This is a genomic window from Paenibacillus sp. RC334 (assembly GCF_030034735.1).
In the GTDB taxonomy this organism is placed as follows: domain Bacteria; phylum Bacillota; class Bacilli; order Paenibacillales; family Paenibacillaceae; genus Paenibacillus; species Paenibacillus terrae_A.
Genome location: NZ_CP125370.1, coordinates 2,174,111 through 2,189,836 on the forward strand (window position 1 = coordinate 2,174,111; position 15,726 = coordinate 2,189,836).

General features: G+C 47.1%; 18 protein-coding genes. All 18 read left to right on the forward strand.

All coding sequences use genetic code 11. The annotated features are described in order from the left end of the window. The first annotated feature begins 6 nt into the window (after positions 1–6). The gene (locus QMK20_RS10275) at positions 7–996 is read left to right on the forward strand and encodes a magnesium transporter MgtE N-terminal domain-containing protein (protein ID WP_283655630.1); all 990 of its coding nucleotides are present in this window, start codon (positions 7–9) and stop codon (positions 994–996) included. Positions 997–1,023: 27 nt separating this feature from the next. Continuing rightward, a complete protein-coding gene (locus tag QMK20_RS10280) occupies positions 1,024–2,490 on the forward strand; it encodes a flagellar hook-length control protein FliK (RefSeq protein ID WP_283655631.1) in 1,467 nt (488 codons plus the stop codon). 18 nt (positions 2,491–2,508) lie between these two features. After that, positions 2,509–3,045, forward strand: coding sequence for a flagellar hook capping FlgD N-terminal domain-containing protein (locus QMK20_RS10285; protein ID WP_283655632.1), 537 nt, complete (start codon positions 2,509–2,511; stop codon positions 3,043–3,045). Continuing rightward, positions 3,038–3,418, forward strand: coding sequence for a TIGR02530 family flagellar biosynthesis protein (locus QMK20_RS10290; protein WP_283655633.1), 381 nt, complete (start codon positions 3,038–3,040; stop codon positions 3,416–3,418). The genes QMK20_RS10285 and QMK20_RS10290 overlap by 8 nt, the downstream gene beginning before the upstream one ends. 105 nt (positions 3,419–3,523) lie before the next feature. Next, the gene (gene flgG, locus QMK20_RS10295; protein ID WP_134910131.1) at positions 3,524–4,333 is read left to right on the forward strand and encodes a flagellar basal body rod protein FlgG; all 810 of its coding nucleotides are present in this window, start codon (positions 3,524–3,526) and stop codon (positions 4,331–4,333) included. 60 nt (positions 4,334–4,393) lie between these two features. After that, positions 4,394–4,618 carry a flagellar FlbD family protein gene (locus QMK20_RS10300; RefSeq protein WP_014281086.1) on the forward strand — a complete coding sequence of 75 codons (225 nt, stop codon included), beginning with the start codon at positions 4,394–4,396 and terminating at the stop codon, positions 4,616–4,618. Further along, positions 4,615–5,088: a flagellar basal body-associated FliL family protein gene (locus QMK20_RS10305; RefSeq protein WP_014281087.1), complete on the forward strand. Its 474-nt coding sequence runs from the start codon at positions 4,615–4,617 to the stop codon at positions 5,086–5,088. Before QMK20_RS10300 ends, QMK20_RS10305 begins: the two co-directional genes overlap by 4 nt. A 42-nt stretch (positions 5,089–5,130) precedes the next feature. After that, the gene (gene fliM, locus QMK20_RS10310; RefSeq protein ID WP_137062728.1) at positions 5,131–6,129 is read left to right on the forward strand and encodes a flagellar motor switch protein FliM; all 999 of its coding nucleotides are present in this window, start codon (positions 5,131–5,133) and stop codon (positions 6,127–6,129) included. After that, positions 6,119–7,426 carry a flagellar motor switch phosphatase FliY gene (gene fliY / locus QMK20_RS10315; protein ID WP_283655634.1) on the forward strand — a complete coding sequence of 436 codons (1,308 nt, stop codon included), beginning with the start codon at positions 6,119–6,121 and terminating at the stop codon, positions 7,424–7,426. Before fliM ends, fliY begins: the two co-directional genes overlap by 11 nt. Before the next feature lie 29 nt (positions 7,427–7,455). Next, the gene (locus tag QMK20_RS10320; RefSeq protein WP_014281090.1) at positions 7,456–7,821 is read left to right on the forward strand and encodes a response regulator; all 366 of its coding nucleotides are present in this window, start codon (positions 7,456–7,458) and stop codon (positions 7,819–7,821) included. 12 nt (positions 7,822–7,833) lie between these two features. Continuing rightward, positions 7,834–8,367, forward strand: coding sequence for a flagellar biosynthetic protein FliO (locus QMK20_RS10325; RefSeq protein ID WP_283655635.1), 534 nt, complete (start codon positions 7,834–7,836; stop codon positions 8,365–8,367). After that, positions 8,364–9,119 (forward strand): flagellar type III secretion system pore protein FliP, encoded by a 756-nt coding sequence (fliP, locus tag QMK20_RS10330; RefSeq protein WP_134910122.1) that lies wholly within the window; start codon positions 8,364–8,366, stop codon positions 9,117–9,119. Before QMK20_RS10325 ends, fliP begins: the two co-directional genes overlap by 4 nt. Before the next feature lie 37 nt (positions 9,120–9,156). Then, positions 9,157–9,426 carry a flagellar biosynthesis protein FliQ gene (fliQ, locus tag QMK20_RS10335; RefSeq protein WP_014281093.1) on the forward strand — a complete coding sequence of 90 codons (270 nt, stop codon included), beginning with the start codon at positions 9,157–9,159 and terminating at the stop codon, positions 9,424–9,426. Positions 9,427–9,435: 9 nt separating this feature from the next. Then, positions 9,436–10,221 (forward strand): flagellar biosynthetic protein FliR, encoded by a 786-nt coding sequence (gene fliR, locus QMK20_RS10340; protein ID WP_283655636.1) that lies wholly within the window; start codon positions 9,436–9,438, stop codon positions 10,219–10,221. Beyond that, on the forward strand, positions 10,221–11,333 hold the full coding sequence (flhB, locus tag QMK20_RS10345; protein WP_283656245.1) for a flagellar biosynthesis protein FlhB: 1,113 nt from the start codon (positions 10,221–10,223) through the stop codon (positions 11,331–11,333). Before fliR ends, flhB begins: the two co-directional genes overlap by 1 nt. Positions 11,334–11,356: 23 nt before the next feature. Continuing rightward, positions 11,357–13,390, forward strand: coding sequence for a flagellar biosynthesis protein FlhA (gene flhA / locus QMK20_RS10350; RefSeq protein ID WP_044644858.1), 2,034 nt, complete (start codon positions 11,357–11,359; stop codon positions 13,388–13,390). Continuing rightward, positions 13,387–14,826, forward strand: coding sequence for a flagellar biosynthesis GTPase FlhF (gene flhF, locus QMK20_RS10355; RefSeq protein WP_283655637.1), 1,440 nt, complete (start codon positions 13,387–13,389; stop codon positions 14,824–14,826). Before flhA ends, flhF begins: the two co-directional genes overlap by 4 nt. Further along, complete coding sequence (locus QMK20_RS10360) at positions 14,823–15,710, forward strand: MinD/ParA family protein (protein ID WP_283655638.1); 888 nt, start codon at positions 14,823–14,825, stop codon at positions 15,708–15,710. Before flhF ends, QMK20_RS10360 begins: the two co-directional genes overlap by 4 nt. Positions 15,711–15,726 lie beyond the last annotated feature (16 nt).

The window sequence follows — 15,726 nt, forward strand, 5'->3', positions numbered from 1 at the left end:
AAGACGATGGCACGGAATTTAGCAGAAAATGAACTGGATATGGATTTGGAAAAAGAGTCAGGCGGGGGATTTGAACGGTTTATGTTTTTCCTGATTCCGATTGTTTTTACAATCGTTCTGGTCGGGGTCCTGCTTACGCTGTTCAACATGGATTTCAGAAGTGAAATGATTTCATTGGGAAACAAGATTCCGATTGTGAAGAATTGGATTCCTGAACCGAAAGACAAGGTTGCCAAGAGCAAAGAGGCTGATCAGAAAGCCCAGTCCCAAAGCTCCGAAGCCACTATCCAGCAGCTTAAGGCAGATTTGGCCAAGCAGACAGAAGAACTTAAAAAGGCTAGTGATGCCAAAACGACTCAGGATAAAAAGGTTACAGAACTGCAAAATCAGGTTAGTACGTTGCAAACGCAACAGGAACAACAGCCGCAGTCCAGTCAGCAGGGACAGACACAGACAGGTACGCAAGCGGCAGACGGAACAGCGAATGAAGACCCATATGTAAAACAGGCCAGAGACCTTGCTTCCATGTATGAAGGAATGACGGCAAGTAAGGCAGCACCGATTATGGAAAACTTGACCACCGAAGAAACGGTACAACTGCTAAGCTACATGGACCCTGCGAACAGTGCGAAGATTTTACAAAAGATGGATGCTAAAAAAGCAGCCGATATCACGATGGCTCTGAAAAACGTAACGCCATCTACCGATTTGTCGTTGGCTGCGTTGCAGTCCCGCTTGAAAAAGGACCAAAGCACGGCAGCGGGAACAACGAGTAAAAGCCTGCAAAACACTCAAATTAGCAGTACATTCGCTTCCATGGACAAGAAAAGTGGTGCCGAGCTTATTTTACAAACTTACAAAATCAGTCCGGACAAGGCATTGAACATATTAAATACAGTAGATGATTCGACACGTGCCTCTTTACTGCAAAATATGTCTGCGAAGGATGCTGCACAGACGGCGAAAATTTTGAACAAGCTGATGGGCAGCAAGTGATTTGAATGAAGGGAGGTGAAAAAATAAATGACACTTATTTCTCAAAGTGTATCTCTCAGCAGTTCCAGTCAGACGGCTGGTAGCACAGCTAGTACAGCGACAACTTCAACAGCAGGGACGGCAGCAGCAGGAGCCACAGGCGGTGCTTTTAATCAGACGCTTACGCAAATGATGACTGGCGGGCAAACGGGTTCTACAAGCACAGATGCTGGGAAATCTCCATTAGTTATGGTGCTGCCGTTGATTGCTGCCGGAGAATCGACAGAAGCTTCAGCAGAACCGCTTGTTGAGACATTGGCTCCATTACTGCAAAATCTTGAAAAGCTGGATGATCAGGTAACAGCTGATCCAGCCTTGTTTGCAGCTCTCCAGTCGTGGGTTCAGCAAGTACAGCAGCTTTTAGGCGGTGGAGCGGAGCAGCAAACAGACGGGGCAGGAACGAATGAGGCGACAGGCTTAACGGCTTTGGCAGCTCATCCGGCTACCATTCGGTTTGCATTACAGGATGCTTTGTCACAGCTTGCAAATGTAGCGAATCAGGCTACGGGAGACCAAAAGTCCCAGATTACACAGCTGTTACAATCGCTTCAAAATACGACGGCTGGTACGGGAGCTATTTCCGATGAGCAGTGGACCGGCGTACTAAAAGCTGTGGAGCTTGCTGATGGCGCAGATTCACAAGCAGTTCAGCCTTCCGCGAATCGGGCGAATGGCACTCAGACATTAACGGCTGTTTCTACAGACAAACAGGTTGTTGCTACTGAGCAGCAGACGAGTCAAGGTGGGACAAGCCAGCAAGGTACAGAAGGACAACGTTCATCAGCTAATATTCATGTTCAAGCCGCTGTTAAAGCCACTCCAACGGATGAAACTGGTGCAGTAGTAGACGTAACCGAGCAGTCTGATCCGGCAGCGACCGACAGTCAAACTTCTGTGATTACGACCGCAGGCCAGCTTTCGGTGCAGACGCAAGGCACAACTCCTTCCGCTCCGGCGCAGCCTGTTGTACATGTACGACAATTTGCTAAGGAAATGACGGAATTTGTAGTGCAAAAGCTTGATATCGTGAAACATTCTGGGTTAACGGAAGCGACTATCATGCTTCGCCCAGATCATTTGGGACAGCTGGAAGTTAAACTGACGATGCAGAATGGGCACTTGGTCGCCCAGTTCATGACTGAGCACAGTGGAGCTAAGGATTTGCTTGAACAGCAAATGTCACAGCTGCGTGCAAGTCTTCAAAGCCAGGGTATTCAGGTAGATAAAGTGGAAGTGACGCAAAATGAATCACTCTCTTCCCACATGTATCAGGATGGCCGTGGATCAGGTGCAAATCAGCAGCAACAATCCGAGCAACGTTCCAAGTCGCGGAGTAGAGAAGAAGCCGAGGATGCTCTAAAGGTAGCTGAAATGGCGGAGGAACTCCGCAATTGGACAGCAGAACAACGCACAGATGATGTAAATCGGACAGGCTCCTTTACAGCACAAGCGTAGCATGGAGGTGAGAACACAATGACGACTGCGGACAATAATGTATCCACCAGTAACGTCTGGCCAAACTACAACGTGAATAACGTCAAAACGGCAAGCGCCAAGGATACCAAAACGATGGGTAAGGATCAATTTTTGAAAATTTTGATTACCCAGCTCCAAAACCAGGACCCAATGCAGCCTCTGGAAGATAAGGAATTTATCGCGCAAATGGCGCAATTTTCTTCCGTGGAGCAGTTGATGAACATTTCTACCCAGTTGAATACGTTGGGACAGTCTTTAGGAATATCCTCCGGTTTGATTGGAAAAGAAGTCAGTTGGATTGAGGCTGGTAAAAAGGATTCGCTTACGGGTGAAACGGGTGCAGGTGCGGTGAAAAGTGGAATCGTGGATTCCATCGTTATTCGTGACGGTGTACAGTATGCCAAAATCGGAAAGTCAGAGGTAGCCCTGAAAGATGTGACATCGGTAAGCCAGGCTCAAACAACGGCTTCCTCGGCAGGGACAACGGATACTACAACTTCTTCCTCTACTGGAAGTGGTGAGACACGTGAATGACCGAATAACGGTCGGATGTCTTTTTCCCGCCAATGTCCCTCCGGCAGCAATCTCGCAGAACCGGGTAAATACGGTACCTAAGGATGGTAGACCATTCGGACAGGTGTTGCAGGATCAAGTACTCAAGCTGAGCAACCATGCAGCAAAGCGTTTGGAGCAGCGGGGGATAGAGCTGAGAAGTGACCAGATGGCGAAGATTAACTCCGCTGTGGATAAAGCAGCTGCCAAAGGCGCCAAAGAATCATTGATTTTAATGCAGGATATGGCGTTGATTGTAAGTGTGCCCAACCGGACAGTAGTTACCGCGATGGATAAGCAATCCATGCAGGATAACGTATTTACGCAAATTGATAGTGCCGTTATTATTTCATAGAAAATTTAGCAAGAAGTGGCTGGCCCGAGCAGGAAAGCCATGAAGAAGCCGCGGATCGACTGATGCGGTTAATCGAGCAAGCATTCAGAGGAGGATTTATACTCAATGTTGAGATCAATGTATTCGGGTGTATCGGGTATGAAGGGCTTTCAAACAAAGCTGGACGTTATCGGTAACAACATTGCAAACGTAAATACAACAGGCTTCAAGTCCAGCCGTGTCATGTTCAAGGATATTTTGAGCCAAACAAGTTCGGGTGCAAGTGCGCCGGACGGAACGACTACTGCGGGACAAAATGCCAAGCAGGTCGGTTTAGGGGTATCGGTCAGTTCGATTGATACACTTCATCTTCCAGGTAGTGCTATGACTACGAACAATCCGACAGATTTGCGGATTAACGGTGACGGATTTTTCCTGGTCAAAATGAATGATGCACAGGAAGTTCCTTATCTGACTCGCGCGGGTGATTTTCACGTGGATGCGAACCGAAATTTGGTTACCTCAGATGGCTTTTTCGTAGGAGACGCGGGTGGGGATCCGATCACACTTGCTGACAATGTTACATCGTTCTCTATCTCGCAGGACGGTACGATTGTACAACAATTGGATGATGGCACCGTGGACAATGGCACGCAAATTGGTATAGCCAGAGTGACAAACCCCGAAGGCTTGGAGAAAATCGGAGGTAGCTTGTACCGTACCACTGTTAACTCCAACATTGATGCACTTGAGCCTGGAGTAGCTAATTCGGAGGGCCGGGGCGCTATCATTGCGGGCCAGCTGGAAATGTCCAACGTCGATTTGACAGGTGAATTTACCGAAATGATCGTGGCGCAGCGCGGCTTCCAGGCGAACTCGCGTATCATTACGACCTCGGATGAAGTGCTTCAGGAAGTTGTAAACTTGAAACGATAATCGCATCTAAACGCGGGGAAGTAAAGGCTTCCCCGCTCCTATCAGGAGGTTGGTGTTACGATGATCCCGTTAACGCGGCTGAACGGCTCGCCTATGTGGCTTAATGCTCTGCTCATTGAGACTGTGGAGGAAACGCCGGATACATACGTCACTTTAGTGACGGGGAAACGGTTGATTGTATTGGAAAAAGCGGCAGATGTCGTCTCCTTGATCAAGGGTTACAGCCGTGAAATCGGCATACATGCCGCCACGATAAAAGTGCAACAAATGGAGGAAGACGAATGAAAAAGATGCTGCCATGGCTCATTACAATTTTACTCGCGATTACTTTGATTGCAGGTGCGGCCTTTGTACTTATACCAGCGCTTAGTGGGAAGAAGTCGGAAGCCACTCCAAATGCGCAAGCCGCTCAAGCAGAACAGCTTCCCCGACTGTCAGCAGATGAATTAGTGGAAGTGAGTTCTGAAATTACTGGTATCAAAACAAATTTGGCAGACGCTGATTATATTGTCCAAATGAACCTTTCCTTTCAATTAAACGATGCTAAAGCAAAGGAATCTTTTGAAAAAATCAAGGACATCAGTATCAAGCCAATCGTTATTCAATTACTTGCAGACACCAAGCCTGATGAGCTCAGAACAGCTAAAGGCCGGGACCAATTCAGTGACAAGCTGACGGATCTCATCAACAAGTCGCTCCCTGAAGGTCACCTGGGGAACGCCAAAATTACAGACTTTTTGCTGGCAGCCATTTGATTCCAGGTGAACTTGTCAGAACATGTAAGGGGGTGAATAACATTGGTGGATGTAATGTCGCAAGGGGAAATTGATGCCCTTTTAGCAGCTCTATCGTCCGGTGAAATGGATGCGGAAGAACTTAAAAAGGAAGATACCCAAAAGAAAGTTCGCGCTTATGACTTCAAAAGAGCGCTTCGGTTTTCCAAGGATCATATTCGGAGTTTGACGCGGATACACGAAAATTTTGCGCGGTATCTGACCACTTATTTTTCAGCACAGCTCCGGACGTTTGTCCAAATTAATGTCGTTCAGGTGGAGCAGCTTCCTTATGATGAATTCATTCGCTCCATTCCAAAAATGACCATTTTGAACATTTTTGAAGCCGAGCCGCTGGAAGGACGCATGGTGCTTGAGGTTCACCCGAACGTAGCTTTTGCAATGCTGGACAGGCTTCTCGGAGGAACCGGATCAGCGCCGTCCAAGGTTAACGCGTTGACAGAAATTGAGACGACAATCATGGAGCGGATTTTTAGTCGTACCTTTGACAGCCTGCAAGAGGCTTGGAAAACGGTATTGGATATTGAACCGCGTTTGGAGGCAATGGAAACCAATCCGCAGTTTATGCAGATTGTTTCACCAAATGAAACGATTGCCCTGATCTCACTTAGTACCAAAATTGGTGATACCACAGGGATGATTAACCTTTGTATCCCGCACGTGGTATTGGAGCCGATTATGGCTAGACTGTCCACGCACCAGTGGTTTACATCCGAAAAGAAATCAAGGGCGCCTGAAGAGATTGACGCCTTGAGATTACGGGTCACGAAAGCGCAACTTCCCATTATTGCCGAGCTAGGTGAATCCCGAATAAATGTGGCCGAGTTTTTGGGCCTTTCGGTGGGGGATGTCATTTCATTGAACAAACCCGTCAAGGAAGGGCTCTCCATCCGGGTGGGCGAAAAACTGAAATTCTTGGGAAGTCCCGGCATGGTAAAAGATCGTGTTGCCGTACAGATTGATGAAATTGTCAGCGAAGGAGTTGAAGAAATTGACGAGTAAAGACTATTTGTCCCAGGAGGAAATTGATGCCCTGCTGAAACAGTCTGAAGCGGGCACGGATTCTACTCCCGCCAACAAGACCGTTGACGATTTTCTGACTCCTCTGGAGCAGGATGCTCTCGGAGAGATCGGTAATATTACGTTCGGCAGCGCAGCGACAGCTCTTTCCACACTGCTCGGTCAAAAGGTTGATATTACAACCCCTAAAGTTTCAATTATTACCCGTTCTGAATTCGAAACAACTTTTCCTAAGCCGCACGTAGCGGTACATGTGAATTATGTAGATGGATTTGAGGGTATTAACTCGCTCGTGATCAAAAAGCGTGATGCGCAGGTCATAGCGGATTTGATGCTTGGCGGTGAAGGAAATCCGGTAGATGAAGAATTGAATGAAATTCACATCAGCGCTGTGCAGGAAGCGATGAACCAGATGATGGGTTCGTCGGCAACCTCAATGTCTACTATGTTTAACCGATTTGTTAATATTTCTCCACCTGGAATTGATATTTTGGATCCCATGCATGGTGATGGAGTATCCAGCCTGCCAGACGAACAGACGTTGATTACAGTATCCTTCCGTTTGTTGATCGGTGACCTGATTGACTCTACATTGATGCAACTGTTGCCTGTGCATTTCGCTAAAAAGATGGTGAGCATTCTGATGAATGGCGGAGAGGAAGATGAGCAACCGCAAGCGTCGGCACAGCAAGTAGCTGCAACGACTGCTCCAGAAGTGCCGCAACAAACCGAGATTCCGCAACAGCAACCCGCACCAACGTATCAACAGCCGCCTGTAGCCGCACAGGTGCCTGTCCAGACGCCGCAGGATGCAGGTTATGGACAGCAACCGCCTATGTACCCTCAAGACCCTGGATACGGTCAGCAGGGAGCGCCAGGTTATGGAATGCCTGGAGGTGTCCCACCGCAGGCCCCTTATGGAGCGCCTCATCATTATGGTTCGATACCGGGACGAAATGTAAATGTGCAGCCTGTACAATTTTCAAACTTGCAGTCCGGTGCATTTGCGCAAGTGGATGAAAACAATTTAAATTTATTGATGGACATTCCCCTTAGAGTCACCGTAGAATTAGGAAGGACCCAAAAGCAAATTAAAGATATTCTAGAGCTCTCACAAGGTTCAATTATTGAACTGGACAAGCTTGCTGGGGAGCCAGTAGACATTCTGGTTAACAACAAACTGATTGCCAAAGGCGAGGTTGTCGTAATCGATGAGAACTTCGGCGTGCGTGTGACGGATATTGTAAGCCAATGGGACCGTATTCAAAAATTACAATAATAGCATAATTTAGGGAGGATTTATTTCAGATGGCAAACCGTATTTTGATCGTGGACGATGCTGCATTTATGAGAATGATGATTCGGGACATCCTGTCCAAAAATGGATATGAAGTAGTAGGAGAGGCCCAGGATGGATCACAGGCTATTGAAAAATTCAAGGAACTTCGTCCGGACCTGATTACGATGGATATTACGATGCCCGAAATGGACGGCATTGCCGCTCTGAAGGAAATCAAAAAAATTGACGCGAACGCAAAGGTCATTATGTGTTCCGCGATGGGTCAGCAAGCGATGGTTATTGATGCTATCCAAGCAGGCGCAAAAGATTTTATTGTTAAGCCTTTCCAATCGGATCGGGTTATCGAAGCCATCAACAAAACACTGGGTGTGTAAGGCGCATCCGGTATGGATACACAACAGGGTGCCTCTGACGCATTGAGTACATCTAGCAATATAGGCAACATTGCCTGGGTCCTTTTCGTGCTGATCTTTATCATCGTACTGATCGTGTACTTGATACGGTTTTTGAGTAAAAGAAATCAGAGCTGGTTCAGCAACCGCTCCGTTCGCATACTGGGAGGCGTGGGGCTGGGCCCTAACAAATCCCTTCAGCTTGTTGAAGTTGGCAGCAGTGTGTACCTCATTGGTGTGGGAGAAGATATCCGGCTTGTTGACAAAGTATCCGATCCTGAAGAAGTGGAGCAAATTTTGGCCGCACTGGAGCAGGAAGCTTCTCTGCAGCGCGGCCCGATTGCCCCGCTATTCGCTAAAATTGCGGATAAGCTTCGCCGGAACACCGCGGCACAGCAGCAGTCTGAAGAGGAAACGTCTTTTCACGAGATGTTCGAATCCAAGCTTCGGCAGATGCCGAATCGTAAGGATAAACTCGAAAAGCTGCGCAATGAGGAGAATACTACAGATCGGTCGGGAGATTCATGAGAAAAAAGATTATACTTGCATGTTTGCTGCTTGTCTTGTTCAGCTTCATTTCGGTGACGGCGGCCTCTGCGGAACCGATTCCGAACATTGATATTCAAGTCGGCAACTCGGATAAAGGACAGCCCGGTGCCACCTCGCTGTCTATTATTTTACTTATTACTGTCATCAGTGTAGCGCCCGCGTTGCTTGTGCTTATGACGAGCTTTACGCGAATTGTGATCGTGCTGGGCTTTGTTCGCACCTCGCTGGGGACTCAGCAGATGCCGCCTAACCAGGTGCTTGTCGGGCTGGCTCTGTTTCTTACCTTATTCATTATGGCACCGACGTTCTCAGCTATGAACGAAACTGCCCTCCAGCCGTATCTCAAGGGGGATTTGACACAGTCTCAGGCGCTGGACAAGGCTGCGGTACCCATCAAGACCTTTATGTTCTCTCATACACGGGAGAAGGATCTACTGCTCTTTATGAAATACACCAAGATGGAAAAACCGAAAAACTACCAGGATATTCCATTAACGGTGATGGTTCCGGCTTATGCCATTAGTGAGTTAAAGACAGCATTTCAGATGGGCTTCATGATCTTTATACCATTTTTGGTTATTGACATTGTGGTGGCGAGTACGCTCATGGCTATGGGGATGATGATGCTGCCGCCGGTGATGATTTCGCTTCCTTTTAAAATACTGCTGTTTGTGCTCGTAGATGGTTGGTATCTGGTCGTCAAATCATTGCTTCTGAGCTTTAACACATGAATATTTCCCGCAGGGACAGCAATCAAGGAGGACGGCAATGACTTCGGAGTTTATTATTTCCCTTGCCGGACAAGCGGTGTACACAGTGCTTAAAGTTAGCGCTCCGATGCTGATTTTGGGACTGGTCGTCGGTTTGATTATCAGTATTTTTCAGGCGACAACCCAAATTCAGGAGCAGACTTTGGCATTTGTTCCGAAGATTGTCGCCGTATTACTGGCATTGCTCTTGTTCGGACCTTGGATATTGACGACATTAGTGGATTTTACGTTTAACATTCTGGACAATCTGTACAAATATATAGGTTAGGCTGAAGTTATGGACATGTTGTTACAGAGTTTTCCTGTTTTTTTGCTGATTTTTTGTCGGATTACCTCGTTTTTTGTAGTAGCGCCTATATTTTCAACCCGAGGAGTACCTAGTACCTTTAAGGTCGGGATTTCCGGATTTCTCGCATTGATTGTGTATCTCACTTATGGTACGCATCAGCAAGTACCGACGGATGCAGCGTATGTGCTGTTGGTAGGTCGCGAGGTGCTGATTGGATTGTTGCTGGGTTTCACCGCTTATTTATTCATGACAGCGATCCAAACCGCAGGTTCCTTTATTGATCTTCAGGTGGGTTTCGGGATGGCAAGTGTGTTCGACCCGATGACAGGAGCTTCGTCGCCTCTAACGGGGAATTTCAAGTTTGCCATAGCCGTGTTGCTCTTTTTAAGTTTAAATGGGCATCACCACCTGATAACCGCTATTTTATACAGTTATGATTGGGTGCCGCTGACAAATGATTTTTTTGTAAAGCTGTATGGAGGTAGTGTTACAGAGTTTCTGGTACGTTCCTTTGCTGAATCCTTTTTGCTGGCTTTTCAAATTGCGGCTCCTATAGTAGTAGCTACTTTTTTAACGGATGTGGGACTCGGATTTTTGGCTAAAACGGCTCCGCAGTTTAACATTTTTGTTATTGGCGTGCCGCTCAAAATTATTGTCGGGCTGTTCATGTTACTGCTTCTGATGCCGAGTTTTGCTTTTATCTTCGAAAAATTGTTTACTGTGATGTTCGAATCCATGCGCAACTTGTTGGATATTATGGGCAACCGTCCTTAATATCTGGTTTGGAGGAACGTAGTTTGTCATTTAAATATGCTATGAACCTGCAGTTGTTCTCAGGGGAAAAAACGGAAAAAGCCACACCCAAAAAGAAACAGGATGCTAGGCAAAAGGGGCAGGTTGCCAAAAGTATGGAGTTGCCCGGGGCGGGCGTCCTGCTGGTAACGTTTTTCTGCCTTATGATTTTCGGCGGGTATTTCAAGGATCATGCGGTTCGCTTGTTTCGGGATATTTTTGTAAATCGGTTAACGATGGAAGTAACGCCGAACACTACAATGCTGATGATGGGTGAGTATGGCGTGCAAATCATGATTATGCTGGCTCCTATTTTTGTTGGGGCCATTGTCATCGGGATCGTGGCAAATTACATGCAGATCGGTTTCTTGTTAACTGGAGAGGGGATTACGCCCAAGTTTAGCAAGATTGACCCGATTAAAGGATTTAAAAATATTTTTTCCATGCGGTCACTGGTCGAATTCCTCAAATCTGTTTTAAAAATGTCCGTGATCGGCTATCTGGTGTACGGCGTGCTCTGGAAAACAAAAGCAGACTTACCCAAGCTGGCCGAAATGTCCGGTGACCAGATGTTGAGCTTTACGGCATCATTAACCATGGAGCTGGGACTCAAAATTGGTGTGGTGCTGTTCGTTTTAGCAATATTGGATTATATGTATCAACGCTATGAGCATGAGAAAAATCTGAAAATGTCCAAACAGGACATCAAGGATGAATATAAGAAAATGGAGGGTGACCCGCTGATCAAAGGGAAAATTCGTGAACGACAGCGCCGAATGGCTATGCAGCGCATGATGCAGGAAGTTCCCAATGCAGATGTCATCATTACCAACCCTACGCACTTTGCTGTGGCTTTGAAATATGACGGTTCGGAGATGGATGCGCCGCAGATTATTGCGAAAGGGCAAGATTACGTAGCGCTCCGAATTAAGGAAATTGCCAAGCAAAACGGCGTTATAACGATGGAAAACAAGCCGCTGGCACGGGCGCTGTTTCAAAGAGCCGAAATCGGGGATGCCATTCCAGCTGATCTGTTCCAGGCTGTTGCCGAAGTGCTGGCGTATGTATATAAATTAAAAGGTAAAGTGAAATAAAGGGATCGGAGGCCAAGAGACCCGTGAAAATAAAAGAAATAACCGTCCTTGCAGGCGTCATCGGCATCGTCCTTATGATGATTCTACCGATCCCTTCATGGTTGCTCGACATTTTGCTCGTGATCAACATATCGATTGCTTTGATGATTCTACTTGTGTCCATGAACACAAAGGAAGCTTTACAGTTCTCTATTTTTCCTTCATTACTGCTCATCACAACGTTATTTCGTCTGGCGCTTAATATTTCTACGACCAAGCTCATTTTAGGTGAGGGACATGCCGGGGAAGTAGTGGCTACGTTTGGTAGTTGGATTGCAGGTGGACAAATTGCGGTCGGTTTTGTTGTCTTCCTAATTCTCGTGGTTGTGCAGTTTATCGTGATCACCAAGGGCTCCGAGCGGGTTGCTGAGGTAGGCGCACGGTTTACACTGGACGCGATGCCGGGTAAACAAATGAGTATTGATGCCGACCTGAATGCAGGTCTGATCAACGAACAGCAAGCCCGTGAACGGCGCAGTAAAATCGAACGAGAAGCGGATTTTTACGGAGCAATGGATGGTGCCAGCAAATTTGTTAAAGGTGACGCCATTGCCAGTATTATCATTTTGATTATCAACCTGGTCGGCGGTTTTATTATCGGTATGGCTGTTCAGGGTAAAGGGTTTCAGGAGGCGCTGTCGACTTACTCCGTTCTGACCATTGGTGATGGACTGGTTAGCCAGATCCCCGCGTTGCTCATATCCACAGCGTCAGGTCTGATCGTTACACGAGCAACATCTGATGGAAACTTGGCGGATGATTTGACGGAGCAGCTCTTTTCATATCCAAAACTGATTTACATCGTGGCTGCCACGATTGCTTTGTTGGGCTTGTTTACTCCTATTCATATCATTACGACCCTTCCACTGGCTGTTCTGCTGTTTTTTGCGGCCCGAAGAATGCAGGGCAATATGGAACGTAAGCAGATTGCTGATGAACAGATGGAAGAAGAGCAGCAGATTGAAGAGGTGCGCAGTCCGGAAAGTGTCATTAATTTGCTTCAGGTCGATCCGATCGAATTCGAGTTTGGATACGGGCTGATTCCGCTGGCTGATACGCAGCAGGGCGGGGATTTGCTAGACCGGATTATTATGATCCGTCGTCAATGTGCGCTGGAACTGGGCTTGGTTGTGCCGGTCATTCGTATACGGGACAATATCCAGCTCAAGCCGAACGAGTATGTAATCAAGATTAAAGGCAATACGGTAGGCGGCGGGGAATTGCTGTTAAACCATTATCTGGCAATGAGCCCGGGATACGACGACGATTCCATTACAGGCATCGAAACGACAGAACCAGCCTTCGGATTGCCTGCGCTCTGGATTGATGAGAATACCAAGGATGTTGCGGAGCTGTCCGGTTATACGGTTGTGGACCCTCCTTCGGTTGTAGCTACTCATTTGACGGAAACGATCAAGAAACATGCCCACGAGTTGCTTGGTAGACAGGAAACGCGGTCGCTGGTCGACAATCTCAAGGAAAATTATCCGGTGCTTGTGGACGATCTTATTCCTTCCGTGTTGGCGATTGGAGATGTACAAAAAGTGCTGGCCAAGCTGTTAAAAGAAAAAATCTCCATCCGCGATATGGTGACCATTTTCGAAACGCTGGCTGATTACGGCACTTATACAAAAGATCCGGACGTGCTGACTGAATATGTTCGCCAGGCGTTATCTCGCCAGATTACACAACAGTTCGCCCAGCAGGGAGAGACGCTACGTGTCATTACCGTGGGACCAGGGCTGGAGAAGAAAATTGCCGAAAGCGTGCAACAGTCGGAGCAGGGCAGCTATCTGGCACTTGATCCGGTATCAACGCAGACGGTGTATCAAAGGATGATGGAGCAAATCAATCGTCTCATTCAATCCGGGCAGCAGCCTATCGTATTAACATCACCAACGATTCGTATGTATTTGCGGCAAGTGATGGAACGTACGATGCAGGATGTCCCGGTACTGTCGTACAGTGAGCTGGAGCCGAACGTTGAAATTCAAAGTGTCGGGGTGGTGAACTTATGAGAGTGAAACGATATGTAGTGGATACAATGCCGGAGGCCATGATGCAAATCAGAGGCGACTTCGGAACGGATGCCGTCATTTTGAGCACCAAGGAAATGAAGATCGGCGGATTCATGGGTATGTTCGGAAAAAAGAAAATCGAAGTCGTCGCTGCGGTAGAGGAGCAGCAGCTTCAAAAACCACGACGGGTTCAACCGTCACAGCAGCAGTCGGTTGAGGCTTTTCCACCCATAAATGCTCCTGAGCAGCAGGAAGTACCATCGTCACCAGTGGTTCCCAGACAAGCCGCTCCTGAAGCCTATCGACGGGTAACGCAGATGACGAACAGTTCCAAAAAGGGGTTGGCTGATTTGCTGGCTGGCTCCGAACAAGCTGCCTCAAGCATGGAGCGTTCTTCATACGGGGCTGGTTATAGTGTGGAAACAGAAAATGAAGCTTTGAACAACAAAGCAGCGGTTCCGAAAAAGGAGACATCCGACGAATTGTTTAAGCTACCTTCGGAGGCAAGCGTTCCAGACAAGATAGGGGCAGAGGAAAATCAAGCCCTGCTTAATGAATTACGGGAAATGAAAGCTATGATGACTCGATTTTCCCGCAATTCTGTGATGGAAAATACTTGGCCGGAACCGTTACAAAAGATTTGTGAGCGTATGCTGGAGCAGGAAGTGGAACGCGATTTGCTGGAGCATTGGCTTGAACGGGTATATGAGCGCCGAAGTGAGCATCCGTCTGATCCTGAATCTTTTGATTGGGAACATGCTCTTCGTGCAGAAGTGGCCGGTTTCATTCGGGAAAGGCTGGACAAGGGCATCTCAAAAGATACCAAAATTGTGTATGTGGCAGGTCCAACCGGAGTGGGAAAAACGACGACCATTGCCAAGCTGGCAGCAGAACAGCTGTTTAAGCATCAACGCAAAGTCGGATTTATTACCTCTGACACGTACCGTATCTCGGCTGTCGAACAGTTGCGTACATACGCTACGATTTTGAATGTTCCGCTTGAAGTCGTGCAATCTCCCGGAGATGTTCACAGAGCTATTCAGCGTCTGGATCATTGTGACTTGATCCTGATGGATACTGCAGGACGAAATTACCGTAATGAGCTGCTCGTTTCGGAATTGCAAAGTCTGCTTTCACCTATTAAGGAAAGTGAGACGTATCTGGTGCTTAGCCTAACGTCCAAAAGCAAGGATATGCTCAACATAACCGGACATTTCAGTAAGTTTGGCCTTGGTAAGGTTGTATTTACCAAAATGGATGAGACAGGTAGTTGTGGTGGTATGTTTAATCTGTTGCACCAGTTTCCTATGCAACTGGCCTATATTACGAACGGTCAAAATGTACCTGACGATCTACTACATCCAGATACAGAAATGGTGACAAACCTGCTGTTCGGAACCACAGAATCGTCAGGAGATACTGAGGATTCTGTATGAGTGACCAAGCCCAATCTCTTAGACAAATGGCTTCAGCCCTAGATAAGTATCGACTGCCTGCACGTAATCGTCATGCGAAAATAGTGACAGTCACCAGTGGTAAGGGTGGTGTGGGCAAATCTAATTTCACCCTTAATTTTGCTTTGGCCTTGCAATCGCTTGGCCGAAAGGTACTCGTATTTGATGCAGATATCGGTATGGCCAATATTGATGTGTTGATGGGTGCCAATTCAAGATACAATCTTCTTCACCTGTTAAAACGTGAAAAATCAATGGCCGAAATTGTTCAAACGGGCGTAGGAGGCTTGCCTTATATTGCTGGAGGATCTGGCTTGAGCGAGCTGTTTACGTTATCCGATGACGATTTGAACTATTTTGCCGATGAGGTGGAGAAAATTGCCGCAGATATGGATTATGTTTTGTTTGACACCGGTGCGGGGTTATCTAAAGAAAACCTTAAATTTATCACATCCGCTGACGAATGTATGGTCGTAACTACGCCAGAGCCTACGTCTTTAACGGATGCTTATGCGCTGATCAAAGTCGTCAGTGGATTGCAAAAGGATACAGTATTCAAAATTATAGTCAATCGTGCCGATAACGATAATGAGGCCCGTCAAGTTGCCGATAAGATAGCGCTGGTTGCGCGACGCTTTTTGGAGATCGACATTCCGTTGCTGGGACATATCAGTGATGACACTCATGTCATGCAGGCAGTCAAAAGGCAGGTGCCTTTTTCAATTGCTTATCCGGGATGTACGGCATCCAGAGATGTGTTGAATCTGGCGCACCGTTTTGCAGCGATGCCACAGGCTCCACATTCAGGTGCTTTAAGCGGAATCAAAGGGTTTATGCAAAAATGGTTGCGGCGTTCGGCGCAATGATTTTGATGAAAGGAAA